Source organism: Streptomyces silvisoli (genome assembly GCF_029269905.1).
GTDB lineage: Bacteria > Actinomycetota > Actinomycetes > Streptomycetales > Streptomycetaceae > Streptantibioticus_A > Streptantibioticus_A silvisoli_A.
Genome location: NZ_JARJBC010000013.1, coordinates 152,838 through 170,384, shown reverse-complemented (window position 1 = coordinate 170,384; position 17,547 = coordinate 152,838). Strand labels below are relative to the sequence as shown.

Annotated in this window: 15 protein-coding genes; 5 read left to right on the top strand and 10 right to left on the bottom strand. The window is 72.3% G+C overall.

The features are described from left to right. Window positions 1–50: 50 nt before the first annotated feature. From P3G67_RS21110 to P3G67_RS21090, 5 genes are read right to left on the bottom strand one after another with little or no spacing between them, the layout of a single operon-like run. Window positions 51–707, bottom strand: coding sequence for an HAD family hydrolase (locus P3G67_RS21110; RefSeq protein ID WP_276094848.1), 657 nt, complete (start codon window positions 705–707; stop codon window positions 51–53). Beyond that, entirely contained in the window at window positions 704–1,741 is a 1,038-nt protein-coding gene (locus P3G67_RS21105) for an ABC transporter ATP-binding protein (RefSeq protein WP_269857170.1), read from the bottom strand. Before P3G67_RS21105 ends, P3G67_RS21110 begins: the two co-directional genes overlap by 4 nt. Beyond that, on the bottom strand, window positions 1,738–2,616 hold the full coding sequence (locus P3G67_RS21100) for an ABC transporter permease (protein WP_276094847.1): 879 nt from the start codon (window positions 2,614–2,616) through the stop codon (window positions 1,738–1,740). The genes P3G67_RS21105 and P3G67_RS21100 overlap by 4 nt, the downstream gene beginning before the upstream one ends. Beyond that, a complete protein-coding gene (locus P3G67_RS21095) occupies window positions 2,604–3,461 on the bottom strand; it encodes an ABC transporter permease (RefSeq protein WP_269857172.1) in 858 nt (285 codons plus the stop codon). The genes P3G67_RS21100 and P3G67_RS21095 overlap by 13 nt, the downstream gene beginning before the upstream one ends. Continuing rightward, entirely contained in the window at window positions 3,461–4,609 is a 1,149-nt protein-coding gene (locus tag P3G67_RS21090) for an ABC transporter substrate-binding protein (RefSeq protein WP_269857173.1), read from the bottom strand. The genes P3G67_RS21095 and P3G67_RS21090 overlap by 1 nt, the downstream gene beginning before the upstream one ends. A gap of 212 nt (window positions 4,610–4,821) precedes the next feature. Here P3G67_RS21090 and P3G67_RS21085 point away from each other — a divergent pair, with 212 nt between their 5' ends. Further along, window positions 4,822–5,577, top strand: coding sequence for a GntR family transcriptional regulator (locus tag P3G67_RS21085; protein WP_269857174.1), 756 nt, complete (start codon window positions 4,822–4,824; stop codon window positions 5,575–5,577). On the opposite strand, the gene P3G67_RS21080 is transcribed toward P3G67_RS21085, so the two are convergent. Continuing rightward, window positions 5,499–6,407: a hypothetical protein gene (locus tag P3G67_RS21080; protein WP_276094846.1), complete on the bottom strand. Its 909-nt coding sequence runs from the start codon at window positions 6,405–6,407 to the stop codon at window positions 5,499–5,501. The two genes, P3G67_RS21085 and P3G67_RS21080, sit on opposite strands and share 79 nt — an antisense overlap. 184 nt (window positions 6,408–6,591) lie before the next feature. On the opposite strand from P3G67_RS21080, the gene P3G67_RS21075 reads away from it, so the two are divergent. The 4 genes from P3G67_RS21075 to P3G67_RS21060 all read left to right on the top strand — a co-directional run bounded on the left by P3G67_RS21075 (window position 6,592) and on the right by P3G67_RS21060 (window position 10,341). Then, the gene (locus P3G67_RS21075) at window positions 6,592–7,788 is read left to right on the top strand and encodes a thiolase family protein (protein ID WP_269857176.1); all 1,197 of its coding nucleotides are present in this window, start codon (window positions 6,592–6,594) and stop codon (window positions 7,786–7,788) included. Between the two features lie 25 nt (window positions 7,789–7,813). Then, window positions 7,814–8,467, top strand: a complete 654-nt coding sequence (gene pcaH / locus P3G67_RS21070) for a protocatechuate 3,4-dioxygenase subunit beta (protein WP_276094845.1) — start codon at window positions 7,814–7,816, stop codon at window positions 8,465–8,467. After that, the gene (pcaG, locus tag P3G67_RS21065) at window positions 8,464–9,024 is read left to right on the top strand and encodes a protocatechuate 3,4-dioxygenase subunit alpha (RefSeq protein ID WP_276094844.1); all 561 of its coding nucleotides are present in this window, start codon (window positions 8,464–8,466) and stop codon (window positions 9,022–9,024) included. Before pcaH ends, pcaG begins: the two co-directional genes overlap by 4 nt. Window positions 9,025–9,273: 249 nt before the next feature. Continuing rightward, entirely contained in the window at window positions 9,274–10,341 is a 1,068-nt protein-coding gene (locus P3G67_RS21060) for a chitinase (RefSeq protein ID WP_276094843.1), read from the top strand. A 65-nt stretch (window positions 10,342–10,406) separates the two neighbouring features. Here the strand turns inward: P3G67_RS21060 and P3G67_RS21055 are convergent, their stop codons facing one another. The 4 genes from P3G67_RS21055 to P3G67_RS21040 form a co-directional block, all read right to left on the bottom strand. Next, the gene (locus P3G67_RS21055; protein WP_276094842.1) at window positions 10,407–11,192 is read right to left on the bottom strand and encodes a VOC family protein; all 786 of its coding nucleotides are present in this window, start codon (window positions 11,190–11,192) and stop codon (window positions 10,407–10,409) included. Between the two features lie 104 nt (window positions 11,193–11,296). Beyond that, window positions 11,297–11,827: a universal stress protein gene (locus tag P3G67_RS21050; protein WP_276094841.1), complete on the bottom strand. Its 531-nt coding sequence runs from the start codon at window positions 11,825–11,827 to the stop codon at window positions 11,297–11,299. 169 nt (window positions 11,828–11,996) lie between these two features. Beyond that, window positions 11,997–13,412 (bottom strand): M1 family metallopeptidase, encoded by a 1,416-nt coding sequence (locus P3G67_RS21045; RefSeq protein ID WP_276094840.1) that lies wholly within the window; start codon window positions 13,410–13,412, stop codon window positions 11,997–11,999. A 78-nt stretch (window positions 13,413–13,490) separates the two neighbouring features. Next, window positions 13,491–17,420: a Pls/PosA family non-ribosomal peptide synthetase gene (locus tag P3G67_RS21040; protein WP_391858308.1), complete on the bottom strand. Its 3,930-nt coding sequence runs from the start codon at window positions 17,418–17,420 to the stop codon at window positions 13,491–13,493. Between the last annotated feature and the right edge of the window lie 127 nt (window positions 17,421–17,547).

The following is a 17,547-nucleotide window of genomic DNA, read 5'->3' as shown; positions in this document are numbered from 1 at the left end:
GGTGCTTCTCCCCGCCCACCACCGGTACGCCTTCCCCGCCTCCTACGCCCTTACCGCGGGCTCGGGATGAGCGAACGCAGCAGCTCCGGCCCCGCCCCTTCCAGGGACGGCAACACCGTGCGGCCCGGCGCCTCCGGAATCGGTACCGCCGACGGTACGGCCAGTACCTGGCAGCCCGCTGCCTCCGCTGAGGCCACGCCGGTCGGCGTGTCCTCCACGGCCACGCAGTGCGCCGGGTCCACGCCGAGTTGTCGGGCCGCGGCCAGGTAGGGGTCGGGCGCGGGCTTGGTGCGCGGGGTGTCGTCCGCCGAGACCGTCACCGCGAACCGGTCACGGCCCAGTACCCGCAGCACCATGTCCACCACCCGGCGCGGCGAGGCCGACACCAGGGCGGTGGTCAGCCGCTGCGCCCGTAGCGCGTCCAGCAGCGCCAGCGCGCCGGGGCGCGGCCGGATGTCGCTGCCGACCAGCTCGGCGAACCGGCCGTCCAACTCCGCGGCCAGCGCGGCGCGTTCGCGGTCGGTGCCGGTGACGCGCAGCAGGTGGTCCGCGGTGTGTTCCACCGGGCGGCCCAGCACATCCGGCAGGTCCCGCCCGGACAGCCGGTAGCCGAGGTCGGACGCGGTGTCGGCGACCGCCTGCCACCACACGTCCTCGGTGTCCACCAGCGTGCCGTCCATGTCGAAGAGAACCGCTGCCAGGGTCATGCGGCGCGCGCCTCCACCAGTACCGGCCGCTCGGGCAGCGTCACGGTCGCCGAGGCGCCCGCCGCCAGGCCGGACGCGCGGTGGCTGGGGATGTCGGCCTTGACCGTGGTGCCGTCGGCCAGCGCCACCGTCAGCCGGGTGACCGCGCCGTGGAAGGCGGTGGCGGTAACCCGCGCGGAACCGTCCTCGTCGGCGGTGGCGTCCACCGCCTCGGGGCGTACCAGCACATCGACCGCGCCCGCCGTGCCCGCGTCGCCGCGCACCGGCAGCCGCTGGCCGAGCACCTCCACGCTGCCGTCGCCCGAGGCGCGCCCCGGCAGCCGGTTCATGGTGCCGACGAACTCCGCGACGAACGGCGTCGACGGGGTGTCGTACAACTCGGCAGGGCCGGCGCACTGTTCGAGGCGGCCGTCCCGCATCACCGCGACGCGGTCGGCGGTGGACAGCGCCTCCTCCTGGTCGTGGGTGACGAACACCGTGGTGATCGCCAGCTCCTGCTGCAACCGCCTGATCTCCTCGCGCAGTTGCACCCGGACCTTGGCGTCCAGCGCGGACAGCGGCTCGTCCAGCAGCAGCACCTTCGGGCGCAGCGCCAGCGCCCTGGCCAGCGCCACCCGCTGCTGCTGGCCGCCGGACATCTGGTGCGGATAGCGGTCGGCGTGCTGCGGCAGTCCGACCAGTTCCAGCAACTCGGCGGCCCTGGAGCGGCGTTCGGCCGCGCCGACCTTGCGCATCCGCAGCCCGAAGGCCACGTTGTCGGCGGCGGTCAGATGCGGGAAGAGGCTGTACGCCTGGAACACCATCCCGGCGTCGCGGCGGTGCGCCGGAACGTCGCTGATGTCCTCACCGTCCACCAGCACCTGCCCGGAGTCCGGCTTCTCGAAGCCCGCCAGCATCCGCAGCGCGGTGGTCTTGCCGCACCCGGACGGGCCGAGCAGCGCCAGCAACTCCCCCTGGTGGGCGGTGAGATCGAGCCCATCAAGGGCCTTGGTGGCACCGAACGACTTGTGCAGCGCCCGGAATTCGACGGTCATGATGCCGACTCCTGTGGAACGAGCGCCGGGGCGGCCTTGGTATGCGCCCGGCGGGGGATACGGGTACGGGGGCGGCCCGCGGCGGCGAACACCAGCAGCAGCGCCCAGGTCAGCAGCAGGCTCAACACCGAGACCGCGACCGACAGTTGGGCCTGGCTGCCGCCGATGCCCACGATCCACACCGCGAACGGCCGGAAGCCCAGCAGGGCGCCGACGGTGTACTCGCCGAGCACCAGCGCCAGGGTGAGGAAGCCGGCGTTCATCAGCGCACCGCGCAGATTCGGCAGTACCGCCTGGAACACCGCCCGCACCGGGCTCGCGCCACAGCTGCGGGCCGCCTCCATCAGCGTACGCACGTCCACCGCGCGCATCCCGGCGTCCAGCGCCCGATAGGCCAGCGGCAGCGACATCACGGTGTAGGCCAGCACCAGCACCACCGGGAAGTCGGCGTTCTGTACCGCAACGAAGGTCTGGAACAGCGGTGTGCGGGACAGGTACTGCGGACCCCAGCGCAGCACACCGCTGTATCCGGCGACCAGCGCCACCGAAGGCACCACCAGCGGCAGCGAGCAGACCACCTCCAGCAGCGGCCGCAGCCGGGGCGCGCCGAGTCGCGCCGCGAGCAGCGCCGGGACCAGCAGACCGAGCACGAGCACGATGGTCGCGGCGGCCAACTCCAGGGTGAGCAGCAGGCTGCCGGTGAAACCGCTGGCGCCGAGGATGCCGGTGTAGGCGCTCAGGGTGAAGCCCTGACCGGGCACGTCCACGGTGAACAGCACGGAACAGGCCAGCGGCACAAGGAAGTACAGCCCGGCGACGGCCGCGACCGCGCCGCGCCACCAGCGGATCCTTCGGCGGTTCGTCAGGCGAGCCATCGGGCACTCCTTCGCTGTAGGGGTACGTAGACCGCCATCACCGCGCCCGCGACCACCACCATGTCGATGCTGAGCGCGAGCGCCACATTGCCCTGGCCCACCAGGACGTTGCCGGACAGCGCGTCGGCGATCTGCGAGGTCAGCAGCGGCACCGAACTGCCCACCATCGCGGCAGCGGTGGCGTAGGCGGCGAAGGCGCTGCCGAACAGCAGCACATAGCCGCCGAGCAGCGACGGCGCGAGCACCGGCAGTGCCACGTGCCGCCAGTACTGCCAGGCGGTGGCTCCGTTGTTGCGGGCCGCCTCCCGCCAGCCGGCGCGCAGTCCCTCCAGCGCCGGGGCGATGGTCAGCACCATCAGCGGCAGCAGGAAGTACAGGTAGACCACCACCAGGCCCCAGAAGCTATAGAGGCTCCAGCCCTTGGCGGCCAGCCCCAGGTGCGTGGTGAGTACGCCCGCGTTGCCCAGGGTGGCGACGAACGCGAACGCCAGTGGCACACCACCGAAGTTGGCCAGCACACCGGAGGCCGACATCACGGCGTCGCGCAGCGCCCGGCTGCTGGAGGTCGTCACGGCCTGTGCCAGCGGCACTCCGAGCAGCGTCGCCAGCAGGGCGGACAGCGCGGAGAGCTTGACGCTGCCCCACAGCGCGGTCAGATACGCGCCGTGCACGGAGGTGGTCAGGTTGGACAGCGTCCAGTGCACCCCGCCGGGGGCGTCGGCGCTGGTGGTGAACGCCCCGGTGGCGATGGCGACGGCGGGCAGCCCGAAGGCTACGCCCATGAACAACAGCAGCGGGGCGACGGCGAGCCCGCCGCCCAGCCGCGACTTGACTGCGGAGATCATCAGGAGACCGCCGCAGCCCACTTCTCGGTGACGACCTGCTTCGCCTTGTCGGTCTGGTCCGGGGTCGGGAAGCTCGGGGTGCCGCTGACCGCGGCGAGCTTGGCGGCGGCCGCGGTGTCCAGCGTTCCGGCCTGCTTCATGGCGTCCATCAGGGCCGGGCGGGCGTACCCCTTGAGGAACAGGTTCTGGCCCTCGGCGCTGTACAGGTACTCCTCCCACAGCCGGGCCGCCGCCGGGTGCGGCGCGGAGGCGTTGACGGCCTGCGAGTAGTACTGCGAGTAGCGCCCGTCGGACGGGACGGTGACCTGCCAGTCCACTCCCTTGCCGCGGAACTCGTCCGCGTAACCGGAGTTGAGGTAGTCCCAGTCGACGCTGATCGGGGTCTCACCCTTCTCGATCGTCGCCGGGGTGGCCTGCACCGGGTCGAAGTTGCCAGCCTTCTTCAGCTTGCCGAAGAAGTCGATGCCGGGCTGGATGTTGTCGAACGAGCCGCCGTTGGCCAGTGCCGCCGCGTACACCGCGCCGAACGCGGCACCGGCCTTGGTCGGGTTGCCGTTGAGCGCCACCTGGCCCTTGTACTCGGGCTTGAGCAGGTCGGCGAAGGTCTTCGGGCACTCCTTGACACGCTTGGCGTCGCAGCCGATGGAGATGTAGCCGCCGTAGTCGTTGTACCAGCGGGCCTGGGCGTCCTTCTGCGCGCCGGGGATCTTGTCGAATCCGGCCACCTTGTAGGCGGCGAACAGGCCCTGCTGGGCGCCGCTGAGCGCGAACGACGAGCCGAGGTCCACCACGTCGGGGGCGCGGTCCTGGCCCTTGCGGGAGGTGATCGCGTTCAGCTCGTCCTGGCTGGCGCCCTCGGGGTTCTCGTCCTGGACCTTGATCCCGTACTTCTTGGTGAAGCCGTCGATGACCGCGCCGTAGTTGGCCCAGTCGCGGGGGAGCGCGATGGCGTTGAGCGTGCCCTCCTTCTTCGCGGCGGCGACCAGCGCGTCCATTCCGCCGAAGTCGGCGGCCGAGGTGGCGCTCGCGACGCTCTTGCCGCTCGCCGTGGTGCCGGTGGCGGGAGCGGCGCCGCAGGCGCTGAGGGTGAGTGCCGTCGCGGCCAGGACGCCCGCGGCGCCTATGGCTCGGGTTCTGGGCACGTTCACTTCGGTCTCCTTGCGAGGTTCTGAGAGGCGGCCAGGTTGGCTGTACAACTTGACGCGCCAAGTACGTACGAGCTGGATGGCCGGAAAGTGAACGAGTGGCCGAGATTCGACGAAGGCGACAGGAACGGCCCGGATGCGGCCACAGGTTGCGGTTAGGCTCCCGATCACATACGTGGCACACGCACGGATCGCGTGCAGGGATGTGGACGGGGATGATCGTGGCGGACGGGCGCCAGGCGATGTACCGGAAGGTCGCCGCCGAACTGCGGCAGGGCATATCCGATGGTGCCTACGGCTCCGGCGGCAGACTGCCCGCCGAGGCCGCGCTGGCGGAGGCCTACGGCGTCTCCCGCGGCACCATCCGGCAGGCCCTCGCCCTGCTGCGCGCCGACGGGCTGGTCACCTCCCGGCGCGGCACCCGCCGGGTGGTGCTGGGCACCGCCAGGGTGCAGACGTTCAGCGAGACCGTCAGCTTCACCCGCTGGGCGCGCTCGCTCGGCGAGGAGCCCGGCGGCCGGGTGGTGGACGTGGTACGGCGCCCCGCCGACCCGGTGGAGCGCGAGAAGCTGCGGTTGGCAGAGGGCGAGGAGGTGTGCCTGGTGCTGCGGGTGCGCACCCTGTCCGCCGTGCCGGTGATGGTCGAACGCTCGGTGTATCCACGGCACATCGGGGAGATCGTCGCCGGGCTCGATCCGGCCGCCGTCTCGCACACCGTGCCGCTGGAGGAGCACGGCGTGCGCTTCACCGATGTGCACCACACCATCGATGTGACCTATGCCGACGCGGACGACGCCGCACTGCTCGGCTGCCGCGCCGGTGCGGCGCTGCTGCGCGAACGACGGTGCAGCACCGATCCCACCGGATCTCCCGTGGAGTGGTCCGAGGACCGCTATCTGCCGGGGACGGTGGCGTTCACCGTGCACAACTCCTCGGCGGCCACGGCGCTTTCGCGTCGCACCACGACCTGACGCGACGTCAACCGTACGGTCGCAGCCATCCGCGAGCCACCTCGGCCAGCGCGTCCGCGATCCGGGCGCGGGCCGCCGGATCGTGCCGCACCGTGAAGCTGCTCTCCACGTGCACGAACGGCACCCCGTGCGCGGCCGCCCGCCTGGCCTGCACGTTCGTCGTGCCCTCCAGGCCGTCGCAGCGCTCCTTCCACACCCGGCACACCCGGAACCCCCTGGCCGTCCAGCAGCCGCGCCGCCTTGCGCACCGCGTCCCCCGGCGGTGCCGGGCCCGGTGAGACCACGACGTCATGCCCGGGAGCGCTGGCGTCGGCGAAGCCGTGCACCTGGATCGCGGGCAGCCCGCGCGCCACCAGGGCCTCGCACACCGCGTCGAAGGCCGAGTCCGCCCGGTGCGCCACATCGGCGCAGTCCCCCTCGCCCGCGGTACGTAGCGCACCGGCCAGCACCAGCACCCCGCCCGGCGCCCGGTCGAACACCTCGGCCGCCAGCCGCCCGGTGCGCAGATCCGAGCGCGGATGCGGGGCCTGCACGCTCCAGCGGGCGGGCCGGGTCACATCGACGTAGACCCGGCCCCAGCCCCGCCCGGTCCACGACGGTTCGCACAGCTCCGCCAGGTCCCCGCCGGCGCGACGCAGCGTGCGCACCGTGTAGCCGATCGTCGCGAGCCGCCCGCGCGCCGCGTCCGGCCGCCCGTCCAGCACCTCCAGCACCCCGGCCGCCAGTGCCTCGCGCTCCGCCCTGTCCGGGACCCGATAGCCGCCCGTCACCGGAAATCCCGTGATGAACGCCCCGATGCGCTGCGCCAGATCGACAGGCTGCGCCGACACGGACTTGCCCTCCTCGCCTCTGCCGCGACCGCCGGAAGACCAACGCCACCGCCACCGGACCGGTTACGCCCGTGGCGGGGAAGGAGGCGTTGACAGCGCCGACGGCCGGGCACAGACTCGGGCGCGAGCCGCCGCGATCTTCGGTTCGCCGGGTGGACAGGGCAGGGCGCAGGGAAGGACACCGATGAGTACTGGCGTGGCAGCCCGTGATGTGTACATCGCCGACGCGGTGCGCACCCCCATCGGCAAGTACGGCGGCGCTCTCGCCGGAGTACGGCCGGACGACCTCGCCGCGCATGTCGTACGGGCCCTGGTGGACCGCAGCCCCGAACTGGACCCGGCCAGGATCGACGACGTGGTGCTCGGCAACGCCAACGGCGCCGGCGAGGAGAACCGCGACGTGGCCAGGATGGCCGTGCTGCTCGCCGGGCTGCCGGTCACAGTGCCCGGCTCGACCGTCAACCGGCTGTGCGGATCCGGGCTTGAGGCGGTCATCCAGGCATACCGCGCGGTGGCGCTCGGTGACGCGTCGATCGCCGTCGCGGGCGGTGTGGAGTCGATGAGCCGCGCGCCGTGGGTGGTGCCCAAGCCGGAGCGGGCCTTCCCCACCGGGCACCAGGAGATGTACTCCACCACGCTCGGCTGGCGGATGACCAACCCGCGGATGCCCAAGGAGTGGACGGTCTCCCTCGGCGAGGGCGCCGAACTCGTCGCGGACCGCCACCACATCACCCGCGAGGCACAGGACGCCTTCGCCCTCGCCAGTCATGAGAAGGCCAGCCGGGCCTGGAAGGACGGACTGTACGCACCGGAGGTGGTACCGCTCGACGGCAGCGACCTGCTGCGCGACGAGACCATCCGCGACGCCACCTCGCTGGAGGCGCTGGCCAGGCTGAAGCCGGTGTTCCGTGAGCACGGCACGGTCACCGCGGGCAACGCCTCACCGCTCAACGACGGCGCCGCCGCGCTGCTCATCGTGGACGAGGCGGGGCTGAAGGCGACCGGCCGCGAACCGCTGGCCCGGATCAGCGCCACCGCCGTCACCGGTATCGAGCCGCACCTGTTCGGGCTGGGCCCGGTGGAGGCGGTCAACCGCGCCCTTGAGCGCTCCGGGCGCCGCTTCGCGGACCTGCGGACCTTCGAGCTGAACGAGGCGTTCGCCGCCCAGGCGTTGGGCTGTCTCGCCGAGTGGCCGGAGCTGGACCCGGCCGTGGTCAATCCGCGCGGCGGTGCCATCGCCATCGGCCACCCGCTCGGCGCCTCGGGCGCCCGGCTCGCCGGAGCCGTCGCCCACCAACTCGCCGCCGCGGGCTCGGGTACGGGCCTCGCCGCCCTGTGCATCGGGGTCGGCCAGGGCCTCGCCCTCGTTCTGGAACGCTAGGAGCCCGAACACCAGGAGGTCGCGCATGACAGCGACGGACGGACCAGAACCGTACACCGGCGCCTTATCCCGCCAACCTAGGAACGCCCTGGTCGTGGTGGACGACCCGGACGCCGTGGAGCTGACCGGACCGGTGTTCGGCACCGCCGACGTCACCGAATCCGATGCCGACCTCACCCGGCAGCACCCCGGCCAGCCGCTGGGCGAGCGCATCACCGTCACCGGCCGGGTACAGGACCGCGCCGGCCGCCCGGTGCGCGGCCAACTGGTCGAGATCTGGCAGGCCAACGCCGCTGGACGCTACGCGCACCGCCGTGACCAGCACGACGCCCCGCTGGATCCCAACTTCACCGGCGCCGGACGCTGCCTCACCGACGAGCAGGGCCGCTACCGGTTCACCACGATCCGGCCCGGCGCCTACCCCTGGGGCGGGAACTCCCGCTCCTGGCGGCCCGCGCACATCCACTTCTCCCTGTTCGGCACCGCCTTCACCCAGCGGCTGGTCACCCAGATGTACTTCCCCGGCGACCCACTGCTGCCGCTGGACCCCATCTGGCACGCCGTACGCGACGCGGCCGACCGCCAGCGGCTGGTCGCCGCCTACGACCCCGAACTGTCCGTACCCGGCCGGTCGTTGGGCTACCGCTGGGACGTCGTCCTGGACGCGGGCCCGCGATGACCGGGCGACGCACACCGCCCCAGACCATCGGCCCCTACTTCGGCTACGCGCTGCCGCGTCCGGACGGCGGCCGGATCGCGCCCACCGGGCACCCGGAGACCATCACCGTGCACGGCCGGGTGCTCGACGGCCAGGGCGAACCGGTGGACGACGCCCTGCTGGAGTTCTGGCAGCCGGCCCCCGACGGCTCGCGCACCGGAGCGCCCGGCTCGCTGCGCCGGGAGGCGGTGGGCGGTGCGGCCGTCGGCCGGGACGGTGTGGCCTTCACCGGGTTCGGCCGGGTCGCCACCGGCGCGGACGGCGGCTACGTACTGCGCACCCTGCGGCCCGGCGGGGTGCCGTATCTGTCGGTGTGCGTTCTCGCCCGGGGACTGCTGCAACACCTGTTCACCCGGGCGTACTTGACGCAGGCCGTCGATCCGCTGCTGTCCTCGCTGGACGCGGGGCGGCGCGCCACACTGATCGCGGTGCCGGAGCGCACCGGGGTCTACCGCTTCGACATACGGCTGCGCGGCGACGGGGGGTACGAGGAGACGGTCTTCCTCTCCTTCGGGTAACCGGCCGAAGGGACGGGGGCGTTGGCGATTTTCTCGGTGTCGGCGTCTTGACGCGGGATATTGGTCCAGGCCAATTTATTGAGCATGCGGTGACCGCGGAGTCCCACGGGGCACCCGCGCCGTATGCGCCCCCACGCACGCCAGGACGCCGCCCTCCCCATGGCCGCGGCGCCGCCATCACCCGCGCCGGGACGGTGTGCCCGACCACGCCGCCCGGCGCGGGCTCCACCCCCACATCCGGAGTCCGCCATGCCGCAACGCTCCTCCGCCCTGCCCATCAGGCCCCCAAGAGACAAGGGCAGGCGCCGCACCGCGGTGCTCGCCGCGGCCACCGCGCTCCTCGCGGGGTCCATGGCGCTCACCGCCAACACCGGCAGCGCCGCGGCGGCCACCACGCACCCGCGCCCGGCGGCCAGCGGTTTCGGCGGCTTCTCCCCGTACGCGGACCTGTCGCTCTACCCCCAGTACGACCTGGCGAACGGCGCCTCGACCGAGGGCACCAAGTACTTCAACCTCGCCTTCGTCACCGACGGCGGAAGCTGCGACCCCAAGTGGGGCGGCGTCACCGACCTGTCCGACCAGACCACCACCGCCAACATCGCCGCCCTGCGGTCCGCCGGAGGCGACGTACGGGTGTCCTTCGGCGGCGCCAACGGCACCGAGCTGGCGACCAGTTGTTCCTCGGCCACCGACCTGGCCGCCGCGTACCAGAAGGTCATCGACCAGTACTCGCTCACCGACATCGACTTCGACGTCGAGGGCGCCTCGGTGGCTGACGCCACGTCAGTGGACCGGCGCAACCAGGCGATCGCCATCCTGGAGCAGAACAACCCCGTCCTCCAGGTCTCCTACACCCTGCCGGTGCTGCCGAACGGACTGACCTCGGACGGTGTCAACATCCTCAACAGCGCCAAGAACAACGGCGCGGCCATCGCCGCGGTGAACGTGATGGCCATGGACTACGGCTCGTCGTTCCCGACGGACATGGGGCAGAACGCCATCGACGCGGCAACCGCGACCCAGGCGCAGATCAAGTCCGTCTGGCCGGACCTCAGCGACGACCAGGCGTGGAACAAGGTGGCGGTCACCCCGATGATCGGACTCAACGACCTCACCAGCGAGACGTTCACCCTCGACAACGCCGCCAGCCTGGTCTCGTTCGCCCAGAGCAAGCACCTGGCCTGGTTGTCGTTCTGGTCCGCCACCCGCGACCAGCCCTGCCCGGGTGGCTCCACCGGCTACGCCCAGCCGACCTGCTCCTCCGTCGACCAGAGCCCCGGCGCGTACGGCCAGGCCATGAGCGGCTACACCGGCTGACCGCCCGGCACCGGCGCGAGGGGGCCGCGGCCCCCTCGCGCCGTAGACCGTGAAGCCGTGCGGCGTCAGGCCGAGGGCGGCATGGCGATCACACCGAACACCCCGCCCTGCGGATCGCGCACCACGGCCATCCGGCCCGCGGGGATCTCGTAGGGCTTCTGCAGCACCGCTCCACCGGCTTTGGTCAGCTGCTCGACCGTGGCATCGGTGTCGTTCACCGAGAAGTACGAAAGCCAGTGCGAGGGCGTGCCTTCAGGGAACTGGTCAAGTCCCTGCGCCCCGGCGACGGTTCGTCCTCCGGCGTGCATCGTGAAGTAGCCGGGCATCTCCTTGTACGGGGTGAACCTGACGCCGAGCATCCGCGCGTAGAAGTCCGAAGCGGCCTGCGGATCCTGCGAGTTGAGTTCGTTCCAGCACAGTGTGTTCGGCTCGTTGACCAGTTGGGCACCGAAGAAGTCCAGGGGCTGCCACAACCCGAACACACCACCGGTCGGGTCGACGCCGACCGCCAGTCGGCCGATGTTCGGCGGCACGTCCATCGGCCCCATGAAGACCTGCCCGCCGTTGGCGCCGGCCGCCGCTGCCGCCGCGTCGATGTCGTCCACCGACAGGTACGTGGTCCAGGCGGTCGGCGGTGCGGGCTGACCCTCCATCGCCATCGCCTTGCCGATCCCCGCCACGGCCCTGCCGCGCAACGTACAGACCGTGTAGCCGCCCACCTCCTCCGGGCCGACCTCCCCTGACCAGCCGAAAAGCTCGCCGTAGAAGTCCAGCGCGGCCTGCTGGTCGCCCACCATCAGATCCACCCAGCACGGGCTCCCCACCGGGTACGGAGCTGTGACCTCGGACATGCCCTCGCCTCCACGTCTCGGCGGTCCGCCGTTCGGCACGGCGGACGATGTCCATCCCCTCGGCTCCACCCTTGCCGAGCCCCGCGTCGGCCGCCACTCGGGGGTCAACGCGCGGGGGTGGCCTGCCCGGCGCGGGCCAGCATGGTCATCGGGTCGCCGACGCGCAGCGCCCGCTCCAGGGTGTCGAGCAGTTCCGACGGCGGCACGGCCAGCACGGTGCACTTGGCGTGCGCCAGGCAGTAGCGGCTCACCGCACCGTGGAACAGCCGGCGCAGCCGACCGCGCCTACCGGTCCCCACCACCAGCAGGTCATCCGGCCGGTCGGCGAAGTGCACCAGTGCCTGACCGGCGTCGCCGCGCACCACCCGGCCGTGGATCCGCATCCCCTCCGGGTAGCCACCGAAGGCCTGCGCGAAGGCGGTGTCCAGCCGCTTGCACGCCGCGTTCTCCCACTCCCTCAGCAGCGGCGGGCAGGGGCTGCGGCGGTACGCGACCTCACCGCCCACCGGGGCCCAGGCGAGCACCGGCACCAGGAGGGCGTCCCTGCGGCGCGCCTCGTCCACCGCGCGGTGCAGCGCCGCCAGACTGCTCAGCGTTCCACTCACCCCGACGATGACCCGCATGCCCTCGGCCATGACCGTTCGCTTCCCTTTTCCCGCTCCGTCCCAGGGGTCCCTGCTGCCCCGGGCGATCCGCCCCTCCAGTGGACGTCCGGCGCAACTGCGGCAATGACCGCCTTGACGAGCTCCGTACGGCCGCCGCGCACTCCTTGACGAGCCCTTGACGTCATAGAACCTGACCTGGTCAGACGCGCTGCGGCAGGGGCGGCAGCCGCTTCTCGTACAGCCATGGCCGGAACAGGTCGTCCAGCTTCCGGTGACCGTGCCGCTCCGCCAGGGCGATGAACTCGCCGGTCGCGGCGTTGCCGTGGCGGTACTCGGCCGCCCAGGCCCGCAGTGTGGCGAAGAACGCCTCGTCGCCGATCGTGGTGCGCAGCGCGTGCAGGGTACAGGCGCCGCGGGAGTACACCCGGTCGTCGAAGATCCGGTCGGGCCCCGGGTCGCCGATCCGCAGCCGCTGGCCGTCGTCGGCGAGGTCGGCCCAGTTGCGCGCCGCGAGCCGGTCGGCGCTGGCGCCCCCCGAGTGCTCGGACCACAACCACTCGCAGTACGTGGCGAATCCCTCGTTGAGCCAGATGTGCCGCCACTCGGCGAGGCTGACGCTGTTGCCGAACCAGTGGTGGGCCAGCTCGTGCGCGACCAGGTGTTCACTGCCGCGCCTGCCGTCCACGTGGTTCACGCCGAACAGCGAGAACGTCTGGTTCTCCACCGGCTCGTCGAGTTCGGCGTCGACCACCACCGACCCGTACACCTCGAACGGATACGGCCCGAACAGCTCCTGGAACAGCCGCATCATCTGCGGCTGCCGCCCGAAGTCATGGTCGAAGGCGGCGGCCAGCCGCATGGGGTACGCGTTGCGGATCGGTACCGGGCCGCCCTCCTGCGTGGTGAAGACGAAGCGGCCGATGTTGAGCGTGGCCAGGTAGCTGGCCATCGGCCCGGCGTGCTGGTACGTCCAGGTCGTCCCGGCCCCCGGCACCGCCGTACGGTCGGTCAACACCCCGTTGGCGACGACCTGGTAGCCCTCGGGCACCGTCACCGCGATGCGGTACGCGGCCTTGTCGCCCGGCTGGTCGTTGCACGGGAACCACGAGGGCGCGCCCAGCGGCTGGCTGGCCACCAGCACACCGGTGGGCGAGCCGGTGGTGTAGTCCCAGCCGATCTCACCGAACGGGGTGCGCAGCGGCTTGGGCCTGCCCGAGTAGCGCACCTCGCAGACGAAGCGCCGCCCCGCGGACAGCGCGCTGACCGGAGTGACGCGCAACTTGCCGCGGCGGTGCCGGAACTGGGCGGTGGCCCCGTCCACGCTCACCGCGGACACGGTGAGCGTGGACGACAGGTCGAGGCCGAAACCCTCGCCCGCCGCGTCCGCGGTCGCGGTCACCCGTGCGACGCCGTCCAACGTGCGGGTCGCCGGGCGGTAGGTCAACCGCAGGTCGTACTCGGCGACATGGAAGCCCGGGTCGCCGTGGTTGGGGAAGTAGCGGCCCGGGGCCGCCGCACGCGCGTCATCCGGCCCCTCGTAGGCGTCCGCCGCGGCGCACGACACGGGAAGCGAGAGCGCACCGGCCACGAACGCCCGGCGAGTCCACGGACACACGGTTCAATCTCCTTGGGAATCCGGGGGGTTCCGGGGCCCGCCGTCACGTGGACACGGCGGGCCCCGGAACGAGGCGGTTCACGCCGAGGCGACCGGCTCGGCGTCCGACGTCCACGAGGACACCGGGTTGCCCAGCCAGCGGGTGCCCGAGGGCACCTGCTCGCCGCGCATCACCAGGGACGACGGGCCGATCACGGTACCGTCGCCGACCGCGGAACCGGGCAGCACGATGGAGTGCGGACCCAGTGTCGCGCCTCGACCGAGCCGCACGCCGTCGACACGCATCAGCCGGTCGTGGAACAGGTGCGTCTGCAGCACACAGCCGCGGTTCACGCTCGCCCCGTCACCCAGCCGCACCAGGTCCGTCTCCGGCAGCCAGTGGCTCTCGCACCACACTCCGCGCCCGATCCGCGCGCCCAGCGAACGCAGCCACATGTTCAGCAGCGGCGTGCCGACCAGCGAACCGGCCAGCCACGGCATCGCCAACTCCTCGACGAACACGTCGTACAGCTCGTTGCGCCACACGAACGAGGACCACAGCGGGTGCTCACCCTGCCGGAACCGGCCCACCAGCAGCCACTTGGCCGCCGTGGTGGTCACACACGCCACCGCGCCCGCCGCCAGCAGCAGCATCCCGGCCAGCGCCAGTGCCGCCGCCCAGCCGTCGAGGTTGACCAACTCCTGCAACGCGACGAACGACACGTCGCCCAGCACCGCGGTGCACAACAGCGGGATGAACCGGCACAGTTCCACCGCCGCCCGGGCCACCACCAGCCGCGTGGGCGGCGCGAAGGTGCGGCTGGGATCGGCGCCGTCCGCGTTGCGGGCGACGGTGAACCCGGGCCTGCCCAGCCAGGACGAGCCGGGCTCGGCGTGTGCGGGCGCGTCGGAGAGCACCCCGACCAGCGACTCGTCGGGCAGTGACCGACCCGGACCCACGATGCCCGAGTTGCCGACGAACGAGCGCCGGCCCACGCTGGACGGCCCCAACCGCAGCCAGCCACCGCGCACTTCGTACGGCGCCACCAGCGTGTCGTCCGCCAGGAACGCGCCGTCCTCGACCGTCATCAGCCCCGGCAGCGCCAGCACCGTGGACAGCTCGGCCCGGCGGCCCACCCGGGCGCCCAGCAGCCGCATCCACACCGGAGTGAACAAGCTGGCGTAGAGCGGGAAGAGGGAGCCGCGCGCCTGGTCCATCAGCCCCGAGGTGATCCAGGCGCACCAGGCAGCCTTGCCGTGCGCCGGATGGAAGCCGGGCTTCAGCGCCCGGCTCGCCAGCCGGACCAGCACGACTATCAGCCCCGCGTAGAAGGTCATCGTCATCGCGGTCAACACCGGTGCGGTCCACAGCAGATGGCCCAGCAGGGTGCCCAGCGACGCATCGCGCCCGGCGATCCAGTACAGCACCGCGAGCGCGGGAATCGTGGACACCAACGGCAGCACGTTGAAGCCCAACAACGCCGCGGCGTAAGCCGGGTACCACCGCTTGGAGTGCCCACCGCGCGGCTCGGGCCACTCGGCGCCCACCGGATCCGCGTCCCGCGCGGGCCTGGCCGGGCTGCCGACCCAGCGCTGCCGCGCCGGCACCACACCGTTCACCAGCGAACCGGGTGCGATCTCCGCGCCCTCGCCGACCGACGCCCCGGGCAGCAGCGTCGAGCGGACCGCCACCCGGGCGCCCGCGCCGACCTTCACCCCGCCGAGGTGCAGCACATCGCCGTCCAGCCACCAACCGGCCAGGTCGACCTCGGGCTCCACGGCGCAGCCGTCGCCGAGTTCGGCCATGCCGGTCACCGGCGGCATGGTGTGCAGATACACATCACGGCCGACCGTGCAGCCCAGCGCACGTGCGTACCGTGCGGCCCACGGCGTACCGATCAGCCCCGGCACACCGAACGTGGCCACCACGCGCTCGGCCGCCCACAGCCGCAGGTGCACGGCGCCGCCGCGCGGATGCGCGCCGGGCTCCAGACCACGGGTGAGCAGCCGGGCCATCCCGGCGCCGATCGCCAGCCGGGCGGGCGCGCTGTACAACACCAGCCAGCCGCCGAGCACCACCCACCACGAGGTGTGCGGCGCCCACGGCAGCGGCCCCACCAGGTTGTCCAGCGTGGCCAACGCCAGCAGCCAGCGCATTCCGGTGATGGTGTACAGCACGGCCAGCACCAGGCACTGCACCACCCCGGCGCGCTTCGGCGTCGGCCGCACCTCGCGCTGGGCCCCGGACGACTCGCCGAACGAGTCCAGCCGCTCGGCCAGCGCCAGCAGCCCGGAGCAGTGGTAGACGTCCGCCACCGACACGTCCGGGTACCGCTCGCGGAGCGTGGAGACCAGCTTCGCGGCGGCCAGGCTGGTGCCGCCGAGCGCGAAGAAGTCCGACTCCGCCGTGACCGGCAGGCCCAGCAGGTCCTGCCAGCGCGCCGCCAGCCAGCCCGCGGTGCCGTCGAGTTCCTCGTCCGCCCGCGGCTGCGCGTTCGGCAGCGGCCAGGGCAGCGCGTTGCGGTCCACCTTGCCCGAGGTACGGGTGGGCAGATCGTCCACCACGGCGAGCACCGGAACGAGTGACTGCGGTAGCTGGTCGAGGAGTTGACGCCGGGCGGCCGTGGTGTCAAGACCGTCCCCGGCCGGCACCAGATAGCCCACCAGCACCTGGCCGCCGCCCGAGGTGCTCCGCACCGCCGCGGCGGCGGCCCTTACCCCCGGCAGCGACTGCAACGCGGCGTCGATCTCGCCGAGTTCGACCCGGCGTCCGGCGAGCTTGACCTGTTCGTCGGCGCGTCCGACGAACACCAGTCCTTCCGGCTCCGCCCGCACCAGGTCACCGCTTCGGTAGACGCGGCGGCCGGGCAGCGCGGGGTGGGCGCTGAACTTCTCGGCGTCCTTGGCCGCGTCGAGGTAGCGGGCGGTGCCGACGCCGGCGATCACCAACTCACCGGGCTCGCCCCAGGACACCGGTCGGCCCTCGGCGTCCACCACGGCGACCTCCCAGCCGTCCAGCGGCTTGCCGATGCGCACCGGCTCGCCCGGCACCATCCGGGTGGCGCAGGCGACGACCGTGGTCTCGGTCGGGCCGTAGGTGTTCCACATCTCGCGCTCGCCGCCGAGCCGGTCCACCAGTTCGGCAGGGCATGCCTCGCCGCCCACGATCAACAACCGCACCCGGTCCAGTGATTCGACCGGCCACAGGGCGACCAGGGTCGGCACCGTCGACACCACGGTGATCGCCCGGTCCACCAGCCACGGCCCCAGATCGGTGCCCGCCCGGACCAGTGAACGCGGGGCGGGCACCAGGCAGGCGCCGTGCCGCCAGGCCAGCCACATCTCCTCGCAGGAGGCGTCGAACGCCACCGACAGTCCGGCCAGTACGCGGTCGCCGGGTCCCAGCGGCGCCCGCTGGAGGAACAGTCGGGCCTCGGCGTCCACGAAGGCCGCCGCCGACCGGTGGGTGACGGCAACTCCCTTGGGTTTTCCGGTGGTGCCGGAGGTGAAGATGATCCAGGCGTCATCCTCCGGCGACGGTCTGCGCCGCCTGCCGTACGGCGGCGCCTCGGGGCGGGCGAGCACGGAGAGTCCGGCACCGATGACGGCGGACACCGCCGCCTCGGACCAGATCATCTCGGCCCGCTCGTCGGGGTCGTCGGCGTCCACCGGTACGTAGGCCGCGCCCGCGTACAGCACGCCCAGCACGGCCACGTACAGGTCGGCGGTGCCCGAGGGCACGCGTATGCCGACCCGGTCGCCCGCGCCGATGCCCTGCGCGCCCAACTTGTCGGCGAACGCGGTGACTTCGGCCAGCAGGGTGCCGTAGTCGAGGACAACGCCCCCGGCGTCCAGGGCCGGAGCCGTGGGATAGGTCCGCGCGGACGACTCCAGGACGTCGATGAGCGTACGGGCCGGTGCGGGCGGTACCGCTGGCCAGAGCGCCCCCGAGGCGGGGGAGTTGGTCAGTAAGTCCGGTGGGGACGGAATCCGGCGCGCCGGGGTGGCGTACTGCGGTTGCAGTGTCAAGGAGAGTCCTTCTGGATCACGCCCTGAGCGGGCGAGCTTGTTTGCACATATACAGACGCGCGACGGGATGCCGTAGTTGGCGACAAAGGCGCAAACAGTGGACCAAGAGTCAGTAGCCCTCCATAAA